This is a genomic window from Microbacterium oleivorans, assembly GCF_001691565.1.
GTDB classification, from domain to species: Bacteria; Actinomycetota; Actinomycetes; order Actinomycetales; family Microbacteriaceae; genus Microbacterium; species Microbacterium oleivorans_B.
In genome coordinates this window covers 2085915-2099226 of the sequence record NZ_MAYO01000003.1, presented here as the reverse complement: position 1 = coordinate 2099226, position 13312 = coordinate 2085915, and the positions used below count along the sequence as shown (strand labels likewise).

Genomic DNA, 13312 nt, shown 5'->3' with positions numbered 1-13312 from the left:
CGCTCAAGGTCACTGCGAGGCGCTGAGGGTCACTGCGAGGCGCTGAGGGCGATGTCGCGGCGGTAGTGCGCCCCCTCGAGCGAGATGTGCTCGAGGGCGACGTACGCCCGGCCGCGCGCGTCGGCGAGATCCGCGCCGAGGGCCACGACGTTCAGCACGCGGCCACCGGTCGCGACGAGGCCGCCGTCGGTGTTCTTCGTCGCGGCGTGGGCGAGGTGGACGCCGTCGATGGATGCCGCGGCATCCGTTCCCGTGAGAGGCCGACCCGTAAGCGGCTGCTCGGGGTATCCCTCGCTCGCCAGCACGACGGTGACGGCCGCCTCGGCTGAGAACTCGGGAGCGGGCTCCGACTCGAGCGTGCCGCTCGCGGCGGCGAGCAGCAGCTGTGACAGCGGGCTCGTCAGGCGGGGGAGGACGACCTGCGTCTCGGGGTCGCCGAACCGAGCGTTGAACTCGATGACCTTCACGCCGGCGTCAGTCAGGATGAGCCCGGCGTAAAGCAGTCCGATGAAGGGGGTGCCCTCGGCATCCAGCTGACGGATGACGGGCTCGGCGACCTCCGCGGTCACCTGCGCGACGAACGCCTCTTCGCTGCCGAACCGCTCGGCGAGCCAGGGGAGGGGCGAGTAGGCGCCCATGCCGCCCGTGTTGGGGCCCTCGTCGCCGTCGAGTGCCCGCTTGAAGTCCTGCGCGGGGCTGAGTGCGCGGACGGTGTCGCCGTCGCTGAGGAAGAAGAGCGAGACCTCGGGGCCGGCGAGGAACTCCTCGACGAGCACGGGCCCGCCCGGCAGGTAGGTGTCGGCGTGGGCGAGAGCCGCGTCGCGGTCGGACGTGACGATGACGCCCTTGCCGGCAGCGAGCCCGTCGGCCTTCACGACGTAGGGGGCGCCGTACTCGTCGATCGCGGCGGCGACCTCGTCGCGGGTCTGCGCGCGCGCCGCGCGGCCGGTCGGGACACCGGCGGCATCCATGATCCGCTTCGCGAACGCCTTCGACCCCTCCATCTGCGCCGCGGCCTTGCCCGGTCCGAACACGGGGATGCCGCGCTCGCGCAGCGCATCGGCCACGCCCGCGACGAGGGGCGCTTCGGGGCCGATCACGACGAGGTCGATGTGCTGCTCGTTCGCGAAGGCGGTGACGGCTGCGGGATCGTTCTGATCGAGGTCGGCGACGAGCGTCGCGTCCGCGGCGATTCCGGCGTTGCCGGGGGCCGCGAAGATCTCGTGCCCGGCGCCTTCGGCGACCAGAGCGAGGATGATGGCGTGCTCGCGCGCGCCCGAGCCGAGGACCAGGATCTTCACCCCGCCAGACTACCGAGCGGCGCTCGCGCGTTACGGTGGCATCCATGGCCCGCACGATCAGCACCGGAGACGGCCGCGACGCGCTCGCCGCCGTCGCGGCAGGCTCCGCGGCGCGCACCGACCTCGCGACCGCGGTCCGCTATCTCCTGCAGCTGCTCGTCGAGAAGGCGCCCGGCAACTCCGTCGAGGTCCGCGTCCCGCCCTTCGGTGCCGTGCAGGTGGTCGAGGGGCCGCGTCACACGCGGGGCACTCCGCCGAACGTGATCGAGACGGATGCCGCGACCTGGATCGCGCTCGCCACCGGCCAGACGGCCTGGGCCGACGCCGTCGCGACCGGCTCCGTCCGCGCGTCGGGCGTGCGGGCCAACCTCGACGGCCTCCTTCCGCTCCGGCCCTGATGGTCATTGTGGAGAGCTCGACGATCACGTCGTCGCGGAATGCAAGACTGGCGCCGTGGGAGAGTTCGAGGGGAAGCGTCGTTCCGGCCGCGTGCGAAGGCATCTGAGCTGGGTGGTGCCTCTGATCCTCGGCGTGCTCGCATACGTCGTGTTCATCTCGTGGACTGCGGCGATCAGTTCGGAGGTCGACCCCGATGATCCGGCCGATGTCGGCGCCTCCCTTGCGGCTCTCGGCCTTCTGGGACTGGCTTTCCTGCTTCCACTCATTGCCCTGGTGTTCTTCATCGTCGGCGTTGTGAAAGCCGTGAGCGGGTGGAGGCGTGATCGCCGGCACGCAACGGGAAGATACAACCGCGCTGAACTCGCTGATCGCGCACAGCAGGAGCAGTTCGCTCGGGCGTGGGCGGACACGTCGCAGCTGCGCGCAACGCTCGCCGCCCATCAGGTGCCGCCGCAGATCCGGGTGTGGGACGTGATTCCCCGCCCGAACGAGGTCTTCTTCGTCGACACAGCGGCCACCTACGCCCGCTTCTACGGTCAGAACGTCTCGTACGCGCAATCGGGGGGCTTCTTCTTCGGTCATCCTCTCTTCGTCGCGGCCGGTCTCGCCGTCACCGCGGCGGGCAACGCTGCACGACGCTCCGCAGCCGAGGCCGCCGCGGCCGCGCAGTGGCGCGAACACCAGGGTGTGCGACTGATCGCATCGAACCAGAGGCTGATCTGCCATGCCAATGGACAGTGGCTGAGCTTCGACTACGGGGCGATGACGGCGGTCTACCCCGAGGTCGAACAATGGTCGCTCGTATGCCAGTTCGACTCAGCTGAGCCGCTCATGTTGCACGGGCCGGGGGTTCCGGCGGCGGCGGTCATCACGGTCCTGATGACGTACGGTCCCGACGCCGTCGCGGAACACCCCAGCCTCGCACCGCTGGGACGCTGAGTCGCTCAGCCCATCCCGAGCAGGGTCGCGCGGTTGTCCCGCGCCCACGCCGTCACCGATCGCGCCGGGTGTCCGGTGAGACGCTCGACGTCGTCGGTGCGCAGGTCGATGCCGTCCATCGCTCGGCGTGCGACGCGTCCGAACTGCTGGCGCAGGCCCTCGGCGAACCAGGTCGGCATGCCGGTCAGTCTGAGCATTCCGGCGAACACTCGGCTGGGCAGGTGGACGTAGCGGACCTCGCGCCCGAGTCCGCGACTGAGGGCACGCGCAAGAGCGCGGCCGTCAAGGAGCTCGGGTCCGGTGAGGACGTGCTCTGCTCCCTGGTGAACGCCGTCCTGCAGGACGCGTGCCGCGACCCTGGCGATGTCCGCGGTGTCGATCCACGGGATGCGGCCGTCGCCCATCGTCTGCGGCAGGAAGCCGCGCCGCAGTGCCGGGGCAGAGGACGTCAGGTTGGACATGAACCCCGATGCGTGGAGGATCGTCCACGCCAGTCCGCTCGCACGCACGAGCTCGTTGGTCGTCCAGATGGCGGCAGCCCAGGGGAGCGGGGAATCCTCGGCGGCGTCGGACGCGGACAGGTGCACGATCGCGCGCACATCCGCGGCTCGAGCGGCGGCCACCCCGACAGCGCCGTGCTCCGCCTGCTCCGGCGAGACCGCGGTGACGAGGAAGAGCTGATCGACGCCCTCGAGCGCGCGGGTCAGCGCGTGCGGATCGCCGAGATCGGCGACGCGGGCGTCGATCCCGCGCGCCGCGAAGGCGTTCGCCTGGCGTTGCCTGCGGACGATCGCCCGCACCGGGACTCCCGCCGCGTGCAGAAGTGACAAGGTCTTGCCGCCGACGTCCCCGGTCGCGCCGGTCACTGCGACGATGTTTCCCATCAATCCTCCTAGAATCAGATTTCTGATACTCGACAACGATACCTATCCTGAACCCATGTCCGTCAAGCCCGTCACCCGCGATGAGATCGATGCGATCACCGCCTGGACCGTCGTCCGCGCCGCGCGCGAGATCGCGCGCCGACTCGGCGAAGCCCTCGCGCCGCTGCAGCTCACGCCTGTCGAGTTCGGTGCCCTGTCTCAGCTGGCGGCGGCGGACGGTCTCAGCCAGGCCGACCTCGCCCGCGCGGTCGGCATCCGGCCGCAGAGCGTCACGCCGCTGCTCGCCGGCCTGACGAACAGAGGCCTGATCGAGCGCCGGACCGCGCCCGGTCGCGGCCGGCACTCCCGGCTGGGGCTCACGGCGCAGGGGTCGACGTTGCTGGCCGAGGCATGGCCTGTCGTCGTAGCGAGCGAGGAGTGGTTCGGCGAGGACCGCGAGCGCACCCGAGCGGTCGCCACCGCCCTGCGACCGATGCTGGACGCGCCCGCATCCTCGGTCTCGCGCCAGGACCTGGGAGTCCCGTAGCCGCCGGTACGATCTCCTGCGGAGAGGAACCGCATGCAGGCACGACACCTCGGGGCGACCGCGATCCTCGCGATCGCCCTCGCCGCGACCGTTCCCCTGGTCGGCGCGGGCCCCGCTCATGCCGCCCCTCGCACCTGCACGGTGACGGAGGCGAAGGTCGTGTGGGATGCCGGTGCCGCCGACGTGCGGGCGACGGGTTCCGTCGCCACCGCCGACGGCGCCCTCACATTCGACGGCGGGAAGGGCGTCCTCGAGCCGGTCGCTCCGGCCGGCAGCGTCGGATTCGACGGTTCCCTGGTCTTCACGAGCGCGGCCGGTGTGAAGACCACCCTTTCGGCACCGACGCTCGTCGTCGACGGCGAGAAGGGATCCCTGCTCTTCGACGTGCAGGCCGACGGTGCCGATCAGATGCCCCAGGCGCCGGTGGCGACGATCGACTTCCGCGCTGCTGCGGTCTCCGAGTCGGACGACACCGTCAACCTCGACGGCGTGGGTGCCGCGACAGAGCTCACCCCGGAGGGGCGCGAGGTCCTCTGGTCCGGCTCGGGCGGCACGCTCGACCTGACGGTCGTGGCCACCTGCACCACCGCTGATCCCGCTGAGGTCGCGGCGTCGCCGGCGGATGACAAGGAGGACGCCGGGGGCACCGGCATCCTGGTTCCCGTCGTCGTCGTGGGGATCGCGGCGCTCCTCGCGGCGCTCCTGGCGGTCGGATCGGTGCAGCGGCGCAAGCGGAACAGCGCTCGTACGGCGCAGCCGGAGATGGTCGACGACCCGCGTCCGTGAGGCGGGGGTGGACAATGGACTCATGGCCGAGCATTCCGAAACGAACGTCGAGTCCGCGCAGCTGCGGCGCACTCCTCGGTTCGCCGCGTTCTTCGCCGCGGGGGCGGCACTCGGCATCGTCGTCGCCCTCATCCTGACGTACGCGTTCGGTGACGGTCAGATCAGCGAGAACACCGGCGCGACCTACTCGCAGAGCCAGGTCTTCGGCTTCCTGCTGCTCGGCTGCGTGCCGGCCGGTGTGGCGCTCGGCGGCGTCGTCGCGCTCGTCTTCGACCGCGTGCTCGGCCGTCGGAGCACGACGGTGCGCATCGAGCGGGAACGCGTCGACGACGCGGAGTGATCAGGCGAGTTCTGCGATGATCGGCTGAATCGCCGGATCGAACGCCGCAACGTCTCCGCGGAGCCCATCGGTGACGGCGATCGTGAGCGAACCGATCCACCACACGCCCCGCTGCGTCAGCGGGAGCACCTGCACGTTGAGTTCGAACGAGTGCGCCCGCCGACCGACGCGCCGCTCGTGTTCGGCGATCGCACTGGCGTAGGCGCGGTAGCTGCTGGACGAGCCCGAACGGGCCTGCGCGGCGTAGCGATCGCTCGCCCAGTTCGCGTACGCGACGGCATCCTCCGCCAGCGGAGCCATGGCGGCCCGCAGCTCGTCGAATCCTTCGACGGGAAGCACGGCGAGCGTCTCGAACCCGTCGACCAGATCGAGCGGGACGGGGGACGGGTGCGCCTGCGGCTCGACCGACATCGCCCAGTACGCGAGCCATTGCCGCTGCAGCACGGCCGCGTCATCGTCGTCGACGGGCTGCGCGGCGGGGGCGCCCCGCAGGTGGGGGAGCTCCTCGGGTGCACGGATGCCGAGCGCCTGGCGCACGTACAGCGCGACGAGCACCGTCGTGCTCGCGTCCTCCCGTACGACCCATTCGGGCCGTTCAGCCCCGCTCATGGCGACATCCTATGGCCCGCCTGTGGTCGGCGTCCCTCGGCGTCGATGGCGGATCACGCGGTCCGGTGGCCGGTAGGCTGTGCGGGTGGCCTCGACTCCCACCGATCCCTATTCCGCTGCCGGCGTCGACACCGCGGCGGGAGACCTCGCCGTCGAGTTGATGAAATCGGCCGTCCGTCGCACCCAGGGCCCTGAGGTCCTCGGGGGTGTGGGCGGCTTCGCAGGCCTCTTCGACGCATCCGCTCTGCTCGGCTACGCCAAGCCGCTGCTCGCGACCTCGACCGACGGTGTCGGCACGAAGGTCGCCATCGCGCAGGCGATCGACAAGCACGACACGATCGGCCAGGACCTGGTCGGCATGGTCGTCGACGACATCGTCGTGGTCGGGGCGAAGCCGCTCTTCATGACCGACTACATCGCGACGGGCAAGGTGTTCCCCGAGCGCATCGCCGACATCGTGCGCGGCATCGCCGACGGCTGCTCCGCCACGGGAACCGCGCTCGTCGGCGGTGAGACCGCCGAGCACCCCGGGCTCCTCGGCATCAACGACTACGACGTCGCGGGAGCCGCGACGGGTGTCGTCGAAGCGGATGCCGTCCTCGGCGCCGACCGCGTCCGCTCCGGCGACGTCGTCCTGGCACTCGCCTCGAGCGGTCCCCACTCCAACGGCTACTCGCTCATCCGGCACATCATCGCGAACGCGGGCATCGGTTACGGCGACAACGCCGCCGACTTCGGCCGCACGTGGGGCGAGGAGCTCCTCGAGCCGACGCGCCTCTACACATCGCCGCTGCTGCGCGCGATCGACGCGCACCCCGGCGCGATCCACTCGCTCAGCCACGTGACGGGCGGCGGAATCGCGGCGAACCTCGCACGCGTGCTGCCCGTCGGCACCTGGGTCGACGTCGACCGCTCCACATGGTCGCCGTCGCCGGTCTTCCGCGTCCTCGCCGACATCGGCGGGCTGTCGCTGGAGCAGACCGAGGGCACCTGGAATCTCGGCATCGGCTTCCTCGCAGTCGTCTCGGCCGAGGCCGCTGACGCCGCGGCATCCACCCTCTCGGCGGAGGGCATCCATACCTGGCAGGTCGGGACGGTGTCGGATGCGGCGCTGCCGGCCGGCGACTACGAGCAGGGCGCGAAGGGCGTCGACGGCGGCGCTGTGCGCCTGGTCGGCTCCTACGCAGAAACGGACTGAGCTACACCAATGTGCGGAATCGTCGGCGTCGTCGCTCAGGGACCCGCCAACCAAGAGGTCTACGACGCCCTCCTGCTGCTGCAGCATCGCGGTCAGGACTCGACCGGCATCGCCACGGCCGAATCCAGCGGCATCTTCCACATCGCGAAGAACCGCGGCATGGTGCGCGAGGCATTCCGGACCCGCGACATGCGGGCGCTGCTCGGCACGATCGGCCTCGGTCACGTCCGGTACGCGACGAAGGGCACGGCGTCGAACGAAGAAGAGGCGCAGCCCTTCTACGTCAACGCTCCCTACGGCATCGTCCTCGTCCACAACGGCAACCTCACGAACACGCGTGAGCTCACCGAGGAGCTCTTCCGCACCGACCGTCGTCACCTCAACACGAGCTCCGACACCGAGCTGCTCGTCAACGTCCTCGCGAACGAGCTGCAGACGGTCATCTCGGGTCTCGAGCTCGATCACGAGCAGATCTTCGAGGCCGTCACCCGCGTGCACCAGCGCGTCGAGGGCTCCTACGCCGCCATCGCTCTGATCGCCGGGTACGGACTCCTCGCCTTCCGCGACCCCTTCGGCATCCGTCCCCTGATCCTCGGCACCCGCCAGGCCGAGAACGGCCGGTACGAGTGGACCGTGGCATCCGAGTCCCTTGTCCTGGAGAACGGCGGCTTCGAGGTCGTCCGCGACGTCGAGCCCGGCGAGGCCGTCTTCATCGACCTCGACGGCAACCTCTTCACGCAGCAGGTCGCCCCGAGCCCGAAGCTCGTGCCGTGCTCGTTCGAGTACGTCTACCTGGCCCGTCCCGACTCGGTCATGAACGGCATCTCGGTGTACGAGGCGCGCTTGCGGATGGGAGAGCGCCTCGCCGACACGATCGCGAAGTACACCCCCGAAGGCTCGATCGACGTCGTCATGCCGATCCCGGACTCCTCGCGTCCCGCCGCGATGCAGGTCGCGCGCAAGCTCGGCATCGAGTACCGCGAGGGCTTCTACAAGAACCGCTACATCGGCCGGACGTTCATCATGCCGGGTCAGGCGATCCGCAAGAAGAGCGTGCGTCAGAAGCTCAACGCGATGTCGACCGAGTTCAAGGGCAAGAACGTCCTCCTGATCGACGACTCGATCGTGCGCGGGACCACGTCGCGCGAGATCATCCAGATGGCGCGCGATGCCGGTGCCAAGTCGGTGACGTTCGCCTCCGCCGCGCCCCCCATCCGCTTCCCGCACGTCTACGGCATCAACATGCCGTCGCGTCACGAACTCGTCGCCTACAACCGGACGATCCCCGAGATCGCCGAGGAGCTCGGCTGCGACTATCTCGTCTACCAGGAGATCGACGACCTGAAGGCGGCGATCCTCGAGGGCGCGCCCGATGTCGAGGACCTCGACATGAGCTGCTTCGACGGCCGCTACGTCACCGGGACGGTCAGCGACGAGTACCTCGCCTGGGTCGAAGGCACGCAGGAGTCTTGACCTCCACGACCCCGAACGTCCTGTGGCGAGGACGTGCCCTCGCCCTCCTCGGCATCGTCCTGCTGGCGTTCTCCCTGCGCTCGGCGGTGGCATCGCTCTCGCCGCTCTACACCCTCATCGAGAAGGACTTCGCGGTGCCCGCCGCGGTGGCGGGCCTCATCGGCACCGTCCCGCCGCTGTGCTTCGCCGTGTTCGGGTTGACGGCCGCCGGGATCGATCGACGGCTGGGGGTGGAACGGACGACGCTGCTCGCGCTCGTCGTCATGTCGATCGGTCTCGCGACCCGCGCTCTCGCCCCGAACGCCGCCGGGCTCCTCGTCGGATCGGCGATCATCTTCGCAGGCGTCGGCGTCGGGAACGTCATGCTGCCCGCGCTCGCCAAGCGCTACTTCTCCGACCGGCTCGGCCTGATGACCACGGTCTACACGACGACGATGGCGCTCTCGAGCTTCACTCCGCCGCTGGTGGCGGTGCCGATCGCGGATGCCGCGGGGTGGCGCTCCTCCCTGGGGCTGTGGACCGTGTTCGCCGCCGCCGGCGTCATTCCGTGGATCGTCATCCTTCTCCGCTCGCGCTCGGCGGCGTCGGCCGACCGCGAGGTCGAAGGCGTCAGCCAGCGGGTGTTCGGTCGAATGTGGCGGTTGGCGACGCCCTGGGCGCTCGTCGTCGCGTTCTTCGCCTCGAGCACGATCGCCTACGTGTCGTTCGCGTGGCTCCCGCGAATCCTCGTCGACACCGCGGGGGTGACACCGGCGGTCGCCGGCGTCATGCTGTCGCTGTTCGCGCTGATGGGGCTTCCCGCATCGCTGATCGTCCCGGCTCTCGTCGCCCGAACGGGAATGGTCATGCCGCTGTTCGCCGTGGCATCAGGGTGCGGGATCGCCGGTTCGCTGGGTCTCATCCTCGCACCGGCGGCGGCACCGTGGTTGTGGGTGACGCTGTTGGGCACGGCACCGATGCTGTTCCCGATCGTGCTTGTACTCGTCGGCCTCCGCTCGCGCGGCCATGACGCCACCGTCGCCCTGAGCTCGTTCGTGCAGAGCCTGGGCTACGGCGCGACGTCGGTGATGCCGCTCAGCGTCGGACTCCTGCACGACGCGACCGACTCATGGGTCGGCGCCCTCGCACTTCTGTGCGTGATGTCCGTTCTGGCGATTCCCGCAGGCCTCGTGATCGCACGACGGAAGACGGTCGAACAGGAGTGGGAACAGCGCCACGGATCGTGGTGAGTGCGACCGGGAGGTCAGGCCTTCTCGAGTGACGGGGAGGGGGATTCGGACTCGTCGTCCTCGTCGTCCTCATCGTCGTACTGATCGGCCCACTTGTCCTCGTACTGCTCGTCACCGGGCGCGCCGAGCTCACGCTCGAGCGCGTTGATGTTCAAGCTGTAGGTGTCGTACTTCAGCTCACGGGCGATCTTGGTGTTCTTCGCCTTTTGACGGCCACGCCCCATGCGTAACCCCCTCATTTCACGAGTGCGGGCTTGGTCCGGCAGCCCGACGCAGTCACAGTCCGGCAGAGGCCGGGAAGAGTAGCATTCAGGGTACCACGGAGCGTTCACGCCGCCCTCGCGGGCGGGGATCCAGGAAAGGTGATCCGCCATGACCGATGCCGAGTCGCAGTCCACGGTCCGTCGCCCTCACCGACCCGTCATCGCCGGGATCGTGCCCGGTCAGTCCTCCCGGGTGCTGCGTGAAGCGGCGCAGTACGCCCGGATGCACGGCGCGCCGCTGCTGGTCACCCATGTCGACGTGACGCGGTTCGTCTCCTACGAGGACCCCGACGGCTACGTGCACACCGCGCCGATAAACCTGGACGCGATCCCCGGCGAAGCGCTCGAAACGCAGCTGCGCGACGAGGCGACGCGCGCGTTGGGCGGCGTGGACATCGCCTGGCAGCTCGAGATGCTCGCCGGTGACCCTGCTCTGGCGATGAAGGATCTGGCCGAACGGACCGACGCGCGCCTGATCGTCGTAGGGACGCGCAAGCGCGGCATCGGTGAATCGATCCGCGAGTTCTTCACGGGGTCCGTCGCGGCCCGCCTGGCCCACCGCCAACCGCGACCGATCCTCGTCGTGCCCATCGGCGAACCGGCGCGCGACGACGAGGATCCGTGGCCTGAAAAGCAGAACGAGCCTGAAAAGCAGAACGGACCTGAGAAGCAGAGCTGGCCCGAGGAACTCTGGCCCGGCGGCTGATCAGCCCCGCGTCGCACGCCGTACGGCCTCGGCCGCCTCGTCGAGCGCGCTCTTCAGCTCGTCGATGACGGATGCCGCGAGGTCGCCGCCCCGCGCGACGTGGCTGCGCAGGTCGGCCCGGAGCTCGGCACGGAACTCCGCCAGCAGTTCGTCCGCGCGCCGCACCTGTTCGCGGGCGGCTGCGCGCGGATCGGGTGCGGGGGTCGGCGACGGATGGCCTGTGGTCTGCGAGGCCGCGGCGAGGTCCGCCTGGAGGCTGCGCATCGCCTCGCGGACGCCGGCGCGCACCTCGTCAGCGATGAGCCGCACGCTGTCGGCGAGTCCGGCCTCGATCCCGGCGAGGTCGCCCGTCCGCGACGAGACCTCGGCACGACCGGCATCCGTGATCTCGTAGACGGTCTTCCGTCCGTCCACGGACTTGGTGACGAGACCTTCCTCTTCGAGCTTGGACAGACGCGGGTAGATGGTGCCGGCGCTGGGAGTGTAGGTGCCCCCGGTGCGGTCGGACAGCGCCTGCATCAGGTCGTAGCCGTGGCGCGGGGCTTCGTCGAGGAGGCTCAGCAGGTAGATGCGCAGGTCGCCGTGGGAGAAGACGGGGGGCATGTCAGCTCTCCTCGCGGATCGGAGCGTCGTCGGCGATGGCCGCGCTGACGCGTCGGATGACGGTGACGTCGCCCGAAACCGTGTTGGCGCGGACCTCTGCGAACGAGCCGCTCAGCTCGCCGACTGTGCCGGTGTAGGTGGAGCCGATTCCGCTCTGGGAGCGGTCGATTCCGTCGACGTTGAGCTTGCCGCTCACGGTGCGGAGGGTGTACTTCGCGGCCACCGACTCGTCGAGGCGCAGTGTCGCGGCCCCGCTGACCGTGTTGAAGGAGACGTTCTGCGTCGGCCCGGTCGAGTCGATCAGCACCGCGCCGCTGACCGTGTCGGCGAAGGCCGTACGAATCGTCCCGGCGGCCGTGATGGCTCCCGACACGGCGTTGGCGTTGAGGGTGCCCGTGAGACCGCGCATCTGGACGTCACCCGAGACGGAGTTCGCCGTCACGTCTCCGGTGAGGCCGTCGACGATGATGTCGCCCGAGACGGTGTTGAGCTTCGCGTCGGTGGTGAGACCGGCGACGAGGGCGCTCGCGCTCACGACGCCGAGGGTCAGGGCCACGTCGCGGGGGACGGCGATGCTGATCTCGGCGTGGGGGCCGCCGCTGCCGAAGTTGCGGAACGAGGTCAGGAAGTTGTCCCAGCGCAGTTGGGCGTGATCGATCTCGATCGCGCCGTTCTGGGCCTCGATGCGGAGTTCCTTCTGGGTGACCGAATGGACTTCGATCCGGACGCCGGGCTCGTCGTGCCCGACGACGTCGATCTGCCCTCCGACGAGCCCGACCTTGAGTCGACGGATGCCGTCGAGATCGATGACGCGGGTCTCCCCGGGCTGGACCAGCCATTTCTCGAGAGTCATGTTGTCTCCTGCGGATGAGCGCGAATCAAGATATATCGCGTTGTAGGTGAACATAACACGATATATCTCGAGTGTCGAGATCTCGATCACGACGGGACTTGACCTTGACGCAGCGTCAACTCCTACCGTGATGGTCATGACGAACGAATGGTCGATCCAACAGCTCGCCCGGCTTGCCGGGACGACGAGCCGGACCCTCCGGCACTACGACCAGATCGGTCTGCTGCCTGCCTCTCGGGCGGGGGCGAGCGGCTACCGGTTCTACGACGCCGCAGGGTTGCGCCGCCTGCAGCGCATCCTGCTGCTGCGGGAACTGGGCCTCGGGCTGCCCCGCATCGCCGAGGTCCTCGCGGAGGACGTCCCGGAGGAGGCGGCGCTGACCGCCCACCTCGGGTGGCTCGAGGCCGAGCAGGAACGGATCCGGCGGCAGATCGCCGCGGTCGCGTCGACCCTCGACGCGAGACGACAGGGAGAGGAACCCATGGCAGAGAAGATGTTCGACGGCTTCGACCACACGGTCCACCGCGAGGAGGTGACCTCGAGATGGGGAGCGGATGCTTACGCGCGATCCGACGCGTGGTGGCGGGGCCTGCCGTCCGCGCAGAAGAAGCGATGGCAGGACGAGACCGCCGAGCTCGCTCAGGAATGGGCGGACGCGGCGGAACGCGGCATCCGACCCGACTCGGCCGAAGCGCAGGAGCTCGCCGCGCGGCACGTGGCGTGGCTGCGCGGCATCCCGGGCACGCCGGCGGCCGACGGCGGTGACATCCGGGGCTACGTGCTCGGACTCGCCGACATGTACGTGACCGATGACCGCTTCGGTGCGAACTACGGCGGGACGGCCGGTGCGTCGTTCGTCCGCGAGGCGCTTCGCCACCACGTCGGCGGATGATCGGATGCCGCACATGATGAGGCCCCCTCGACCGTGAACGGGAGGGGGCCTCGTTGCGCTCCTGGGGGAGAGCGCCGCTGACACGCCTGGGGGAGCGCGTCAGACGGTCATGTGTTCTTGCGCAGCACTCGCAGCAAGAAGGCGATCAGAGCGATGACACCGACGATGATGGCGACCCACAGCAGGAACTGGAGGCCTTCCGTGATGCCACCCACGATCGCCAGCACGATGGCGATCACGATGATGATGATGAGTGCGAGGTTCATTGGAGGCTCCCTCTGTTTGTCTCCGTTGTCCGCCGGAGCGGGGGT

General features: G+C 69.6%; 17 protein-coding genes. 10 read left to right on the top strand and 7 right to left on the bottom strand.

What is annotated here, in order from left to right; genetic code table 11:
• Positions 1–29: 29 nt before the first annotated feature.
• Positions 30–1301, bottom strand: coding sequence for a phosphoribosylamine--glycine ligase (gene purD / locus BBA86_RS12820; RefSeq protein ID WP_065571906.1), 1272 nt, complete (start codon positions 1299–1301; stop codon positions 30–32).
• A 44-nt stretch (positions 1302–1345) separates the two neighbouring features.
• Between purD and BBA86_RS12815 the strand changes: the two genes are divergently transcribed.
• The gene (locus BBA86_RS12815; RefSeq protein ID WP_065571905.1) at positions 1346–1699 is read left to right on the top strand and encodes a sterol carrier family protein; all 354 of its coding nucleotides are present in this window, start codon (positions 1346–1348) and stop codon (positions 1697–1699) included.
• Between the two features lie 55 nt (positions 1700–1754).
• Complete coding sequence (locus BBA86_RS12810) at positions 1755–2639, top strand: hypothetical protein (protein WP_141677879.1); 885 nt, start codon at positions 1755–1757, stop codon at positions 2637–2639.
• Positions 2640–2644: 5 nt separating this feature from the next.
• Here BBA86_RS12810 and BBA86_RS12805 read toward each other — a convergent pair whose 3' ends face one another.
• The gene (locus BBA86_RS12805) at positions 2645–3523 is read right to left on the bottom strand and encodes an NmrA family NAD(P)-binding protein (protein ID WP_083199589.1); all 879 of its coding nucleotides are present in this window, start codon (positions 3521–3523) and stop codon (positions 2645–2647) included.
• A 55-nt stretch (positions 3524–3578) separates the two neighbouring features.
• Between BBA86_RS12805 and BBA86_RS12800 the strand changes: the two genes are divergently transcribed.
• The 3 genes from BBA86_RS12800 to BBA86_RS12790 are packed head-to-tail and all read left to right on the top strand — an operon-like array spanning position 3579 to position 5175.
• A complete protein-coding gene (locus BBA86_RS12800) occupies positions 3579–4049 on the top strand; it encodes a MarR family winged helix-turn-helix transcriptional regulator (protein ID WP_065571903.1) in 471 nt (156 codons plus the stop codon).
• 33 nt (positions 4050–4082) lie between these two features.
• Complete coding sequence (locus tag BBA86_RS12795; protein ID WP_065571902.1) at positions 4083–4835, top strand: HtaA domain-containing protein; 753 nt, start codon at positions 4083–4085, stop codon at positions 4833–4835.
• A 22-nt stretch (positions 4836–4857) separates the two neighbouring features.
• Positions 4858–5175, top strand: coding sequence for a potassium transporter Trk (locus BBA86_RS12790; RefSeq protein ID WP_065571901.1), 318 nt, complete (start codon positions 4858–4860; stop codon positions 5173–5175).
• On the opposite strand, the gene BBA86_RS12785 is transcribed toward BBA86_RS12790, so the two are convergent.
• Positions 5176–5784, bottom strand: a complete 609-nt coding sequence (locus BBA86_RS12785) for a zinc-binding alcohol dehydrogenase (RefSeq protein WP_065571900.1) — start codon at positions 5782–5784, stop codon at positions 5176–5178.
• A gap of 79 nt (positions 5785–5863) precedes the next feature.
• On the opposite strand from BBA86_RS12785, the gene purM reads away from it, so the two are divergent.
• From purM to BBA86_RS12770, 3 genes are read left to right on the top strand one after another with little or no spacing between them, the layout of a single operon-like run.
• Positions 5864–6982 (top strand): phosphoribosylformylglycinamidine cyclo-ligase, encoded by a 1119-nt coding sequence (gene purM, locus BBA86_RS12780; RefSeq protein ID WP_065571899.1) that lies wholly within the window; start codon positions 5864–5866, stop codon positions 6980–6982.
• Positions 6983–6991: 9 nt separating this feature from the next.
• The gene (gene purF / locus BBA86_RS12775) at positions 6992–8455 is read left to right on the top strand and encodes an amidophosphoribosyltransferase (RefSeq protein ID WP_065571898.1); all 1464 of its coding nucleotides are present in this window, start codon (positions 6992–6994) and stop codon (positions 8453–8455) included.
• Positions 8452–9684 carry a CynX/NimT family MFS transporter gene (locus BBA86_RS12770; protein WP_065571897.1) on the top strand — a complete coding sequence of 411 codons (1233 nt, stop codon included), beginning with the start codon at positions 8452–8454 and terminating at the stop codon, positions 9682–9684. The genes purF and BBA86_RS12770 overlap by 4 nt, the downstream gene beginning before the upstream one ends.
• Before the next feature lie 14 nt (positions 9685–9698).
• On the opposite strand, the gene BBA86_RS12765 is transcribed toward BBA86_RS12770, so the two are convergent.
• Positions 9699–9908, bottom strand: coding sequence for a DUF3073 family protein (locus BBA86_RS12765; RefSeq protein WP_065571896.1), 210 nt, complete (start codon positions 9906–9908; stop codon positions 9699–9701).
• Positions 9909–10056: 148 nt separating this feature from the next.
• Between BBA86_RS12765 and BBA86_RS12760 the strand changes: the two genes are divergently transcribed.
• Complete coding sequence (locus tag BBA86_RS12760) at positions 10057–10653, top strand: universal stress protein (protein WP_065571895.1); 597 nt, start codon at positions 10057–10059, stop codon at positions 10651–10653.
• Here the strand turns inward: BBA86_RS12760 and BBA86_RS12755 are convergent, their stop codons facing one another.
• Both BBA86_RS12755 and BBA86_RS12750 read right to left on the bottom strand, forming a co-directional pair.
• Positions 10654–11256: a helix-turn-helix transcriptional regulator gene (locus BBA86_RS12755; RefSeq protein WP_065571894.1), complete on the bottom strand. Its 603-nt coding sequence runs from the start codon at positions 11254–11256 to the stop codon at positions 10654–10656.
• A 1-nt stretch (position 11257) separates the two neighbouring features.
• Entirely contained in the window at positions 11258–12109 is an 852-nt protein-coding gene (locus BBA86_RS12750; protein ID WP_065572312.1) for a DUF4097 family beta strand repeat-containing protein, read from the bottom strand.
• A gap of 136 nt (positions 12110–12245) precedes the next feature.
• Between BBA86_RS12750 and BBA86_RS12745 the strand changes: the two genes are divergently transcribed.
• Complete coding sequence (locus tag BBA86_RS12745) at positions 12246–13001, top strand: MerR family transcriptional regulator (protein WP_065572311.1); 756 nt, start codon at positions 12246–12248, stop codon at positions 12999–13001.
• Between the two features lie 107 nt (positions 13002–13108).
• Here the strand turns inward: BBA86_RS12745 and BBA86_RS14630 are convergent, their stop codons facing one another.
• Positions 13109–13267: a hypothetical protein gene (locus BBA86_RS14630; RefSeq protein WP_164499361.1), complete on the bottom strand. Its 159-nt coding sequence runs from the start codon at positions 13265–13267 to the stop codon at positions 13109–13111.
• Positions 13268–13312 lie beyond the last annotated feature (45 nt).

What these genes read in the sequence shown, in the direction of transcription:
- BBA86_RS12750 (WP_065572312.1), bottom strand. Translation starts at nt 12,109, where the DNA reads ATGACTCTCGAGAAATGGCTGGTCCAGCCCGGGGAGACCCGCGTCATC.
- BBA86_RS12795 (WP_065571902.1), top strand. Translation starts at nt 4,083, where the DNA reads ATGCAGGCACGACACCTCGGGGCGACCGCGATCCTCGCGATCGCCCTC.
- purF (WP_065571898.1), top strand. Translation starts at nt 6,992, where the DNA reads ATGTGCGGAATCGTCGGCGTCGTCGCTCAGGGACCCGCCAACCAAGAG.
- BBA86_RS12800 (WP_065571903.1), top strand. Translation starts at nt 3,579, where the DNA reads ATGTCCGTCAAGCCCGTCACCCGCGATGAGATCGATGCGATCACCGCC.
- BBA86_RS12815 (WP_065571905.1), top strand. Translation starts at nt 1,346, where the DNA reads ATGGCCCGCACGATCAGCACCGGAGACGGCCGCGACGCGCTCGCCGCC.
- BBA86_RS12745 (WP_065572311.1), top strand. Translation starts at nt 12,246, where the DNA reads ATGACGAACGAATGGTCGATCCAACAGCTCGCCCGGCTTGCCGGGACG.
- BBA86_RS12755 (WP_065571894.1), bottom strand. Translation starts at nt 11,256, where the DNA reads ATGCCCCCCGTCTTCTCCCACGGCGACCTGCGCATCTACCTGCTGAGC.
- BBA86_RS12765 (WP_065571896.1), bottom strand. Translation starts at nt 9,908, where the DNA reads ATGGGGCGTGGCCGTCAAAAGGCGAAGAACACCAAGATCGCCCGTGAG.
- BBA86_RS12785 (WP_065571900.1), bottom strand. Translation starts at nt 5,784, where the DNA reads ATGAGCGGGGCTGAACGGCCCGAATGGGTCGTACGGGAGGACGCGAGC.
- BBA86_RS12805 (WP_083199589.1), bottom strand. Translation starts at nt 3,523, where the DNA reads ATGGGAAACATCGTCGCAGTGACCGGCGCGACCGGGGACGTCGGCGGC.
- BBA86_RS12790 (WP_065571901.1), top strand. Translation starts at nt 4,858, where the DNA reads ATGGCCGAGCATTCCGAAACGAACGTCGAGTCCGCGCAGCTGCGGCGC.
- BBA86_RS12760 (WP_065571895.1), top strand. Translation starts at nt 10,057, where the DNA reads ATGACCGATGCCGAGTCGCAGTCCACGGTCCGTCGCCCTCACCGACCC.
- BBA86_RS14630 (WP_164499361.1), bottom strand. Translation starts at nt 13,267, where the DNA reads ATGAACCTCGCACTCATCATCATCATCGTGATCGCCATCGTGCTGGCG.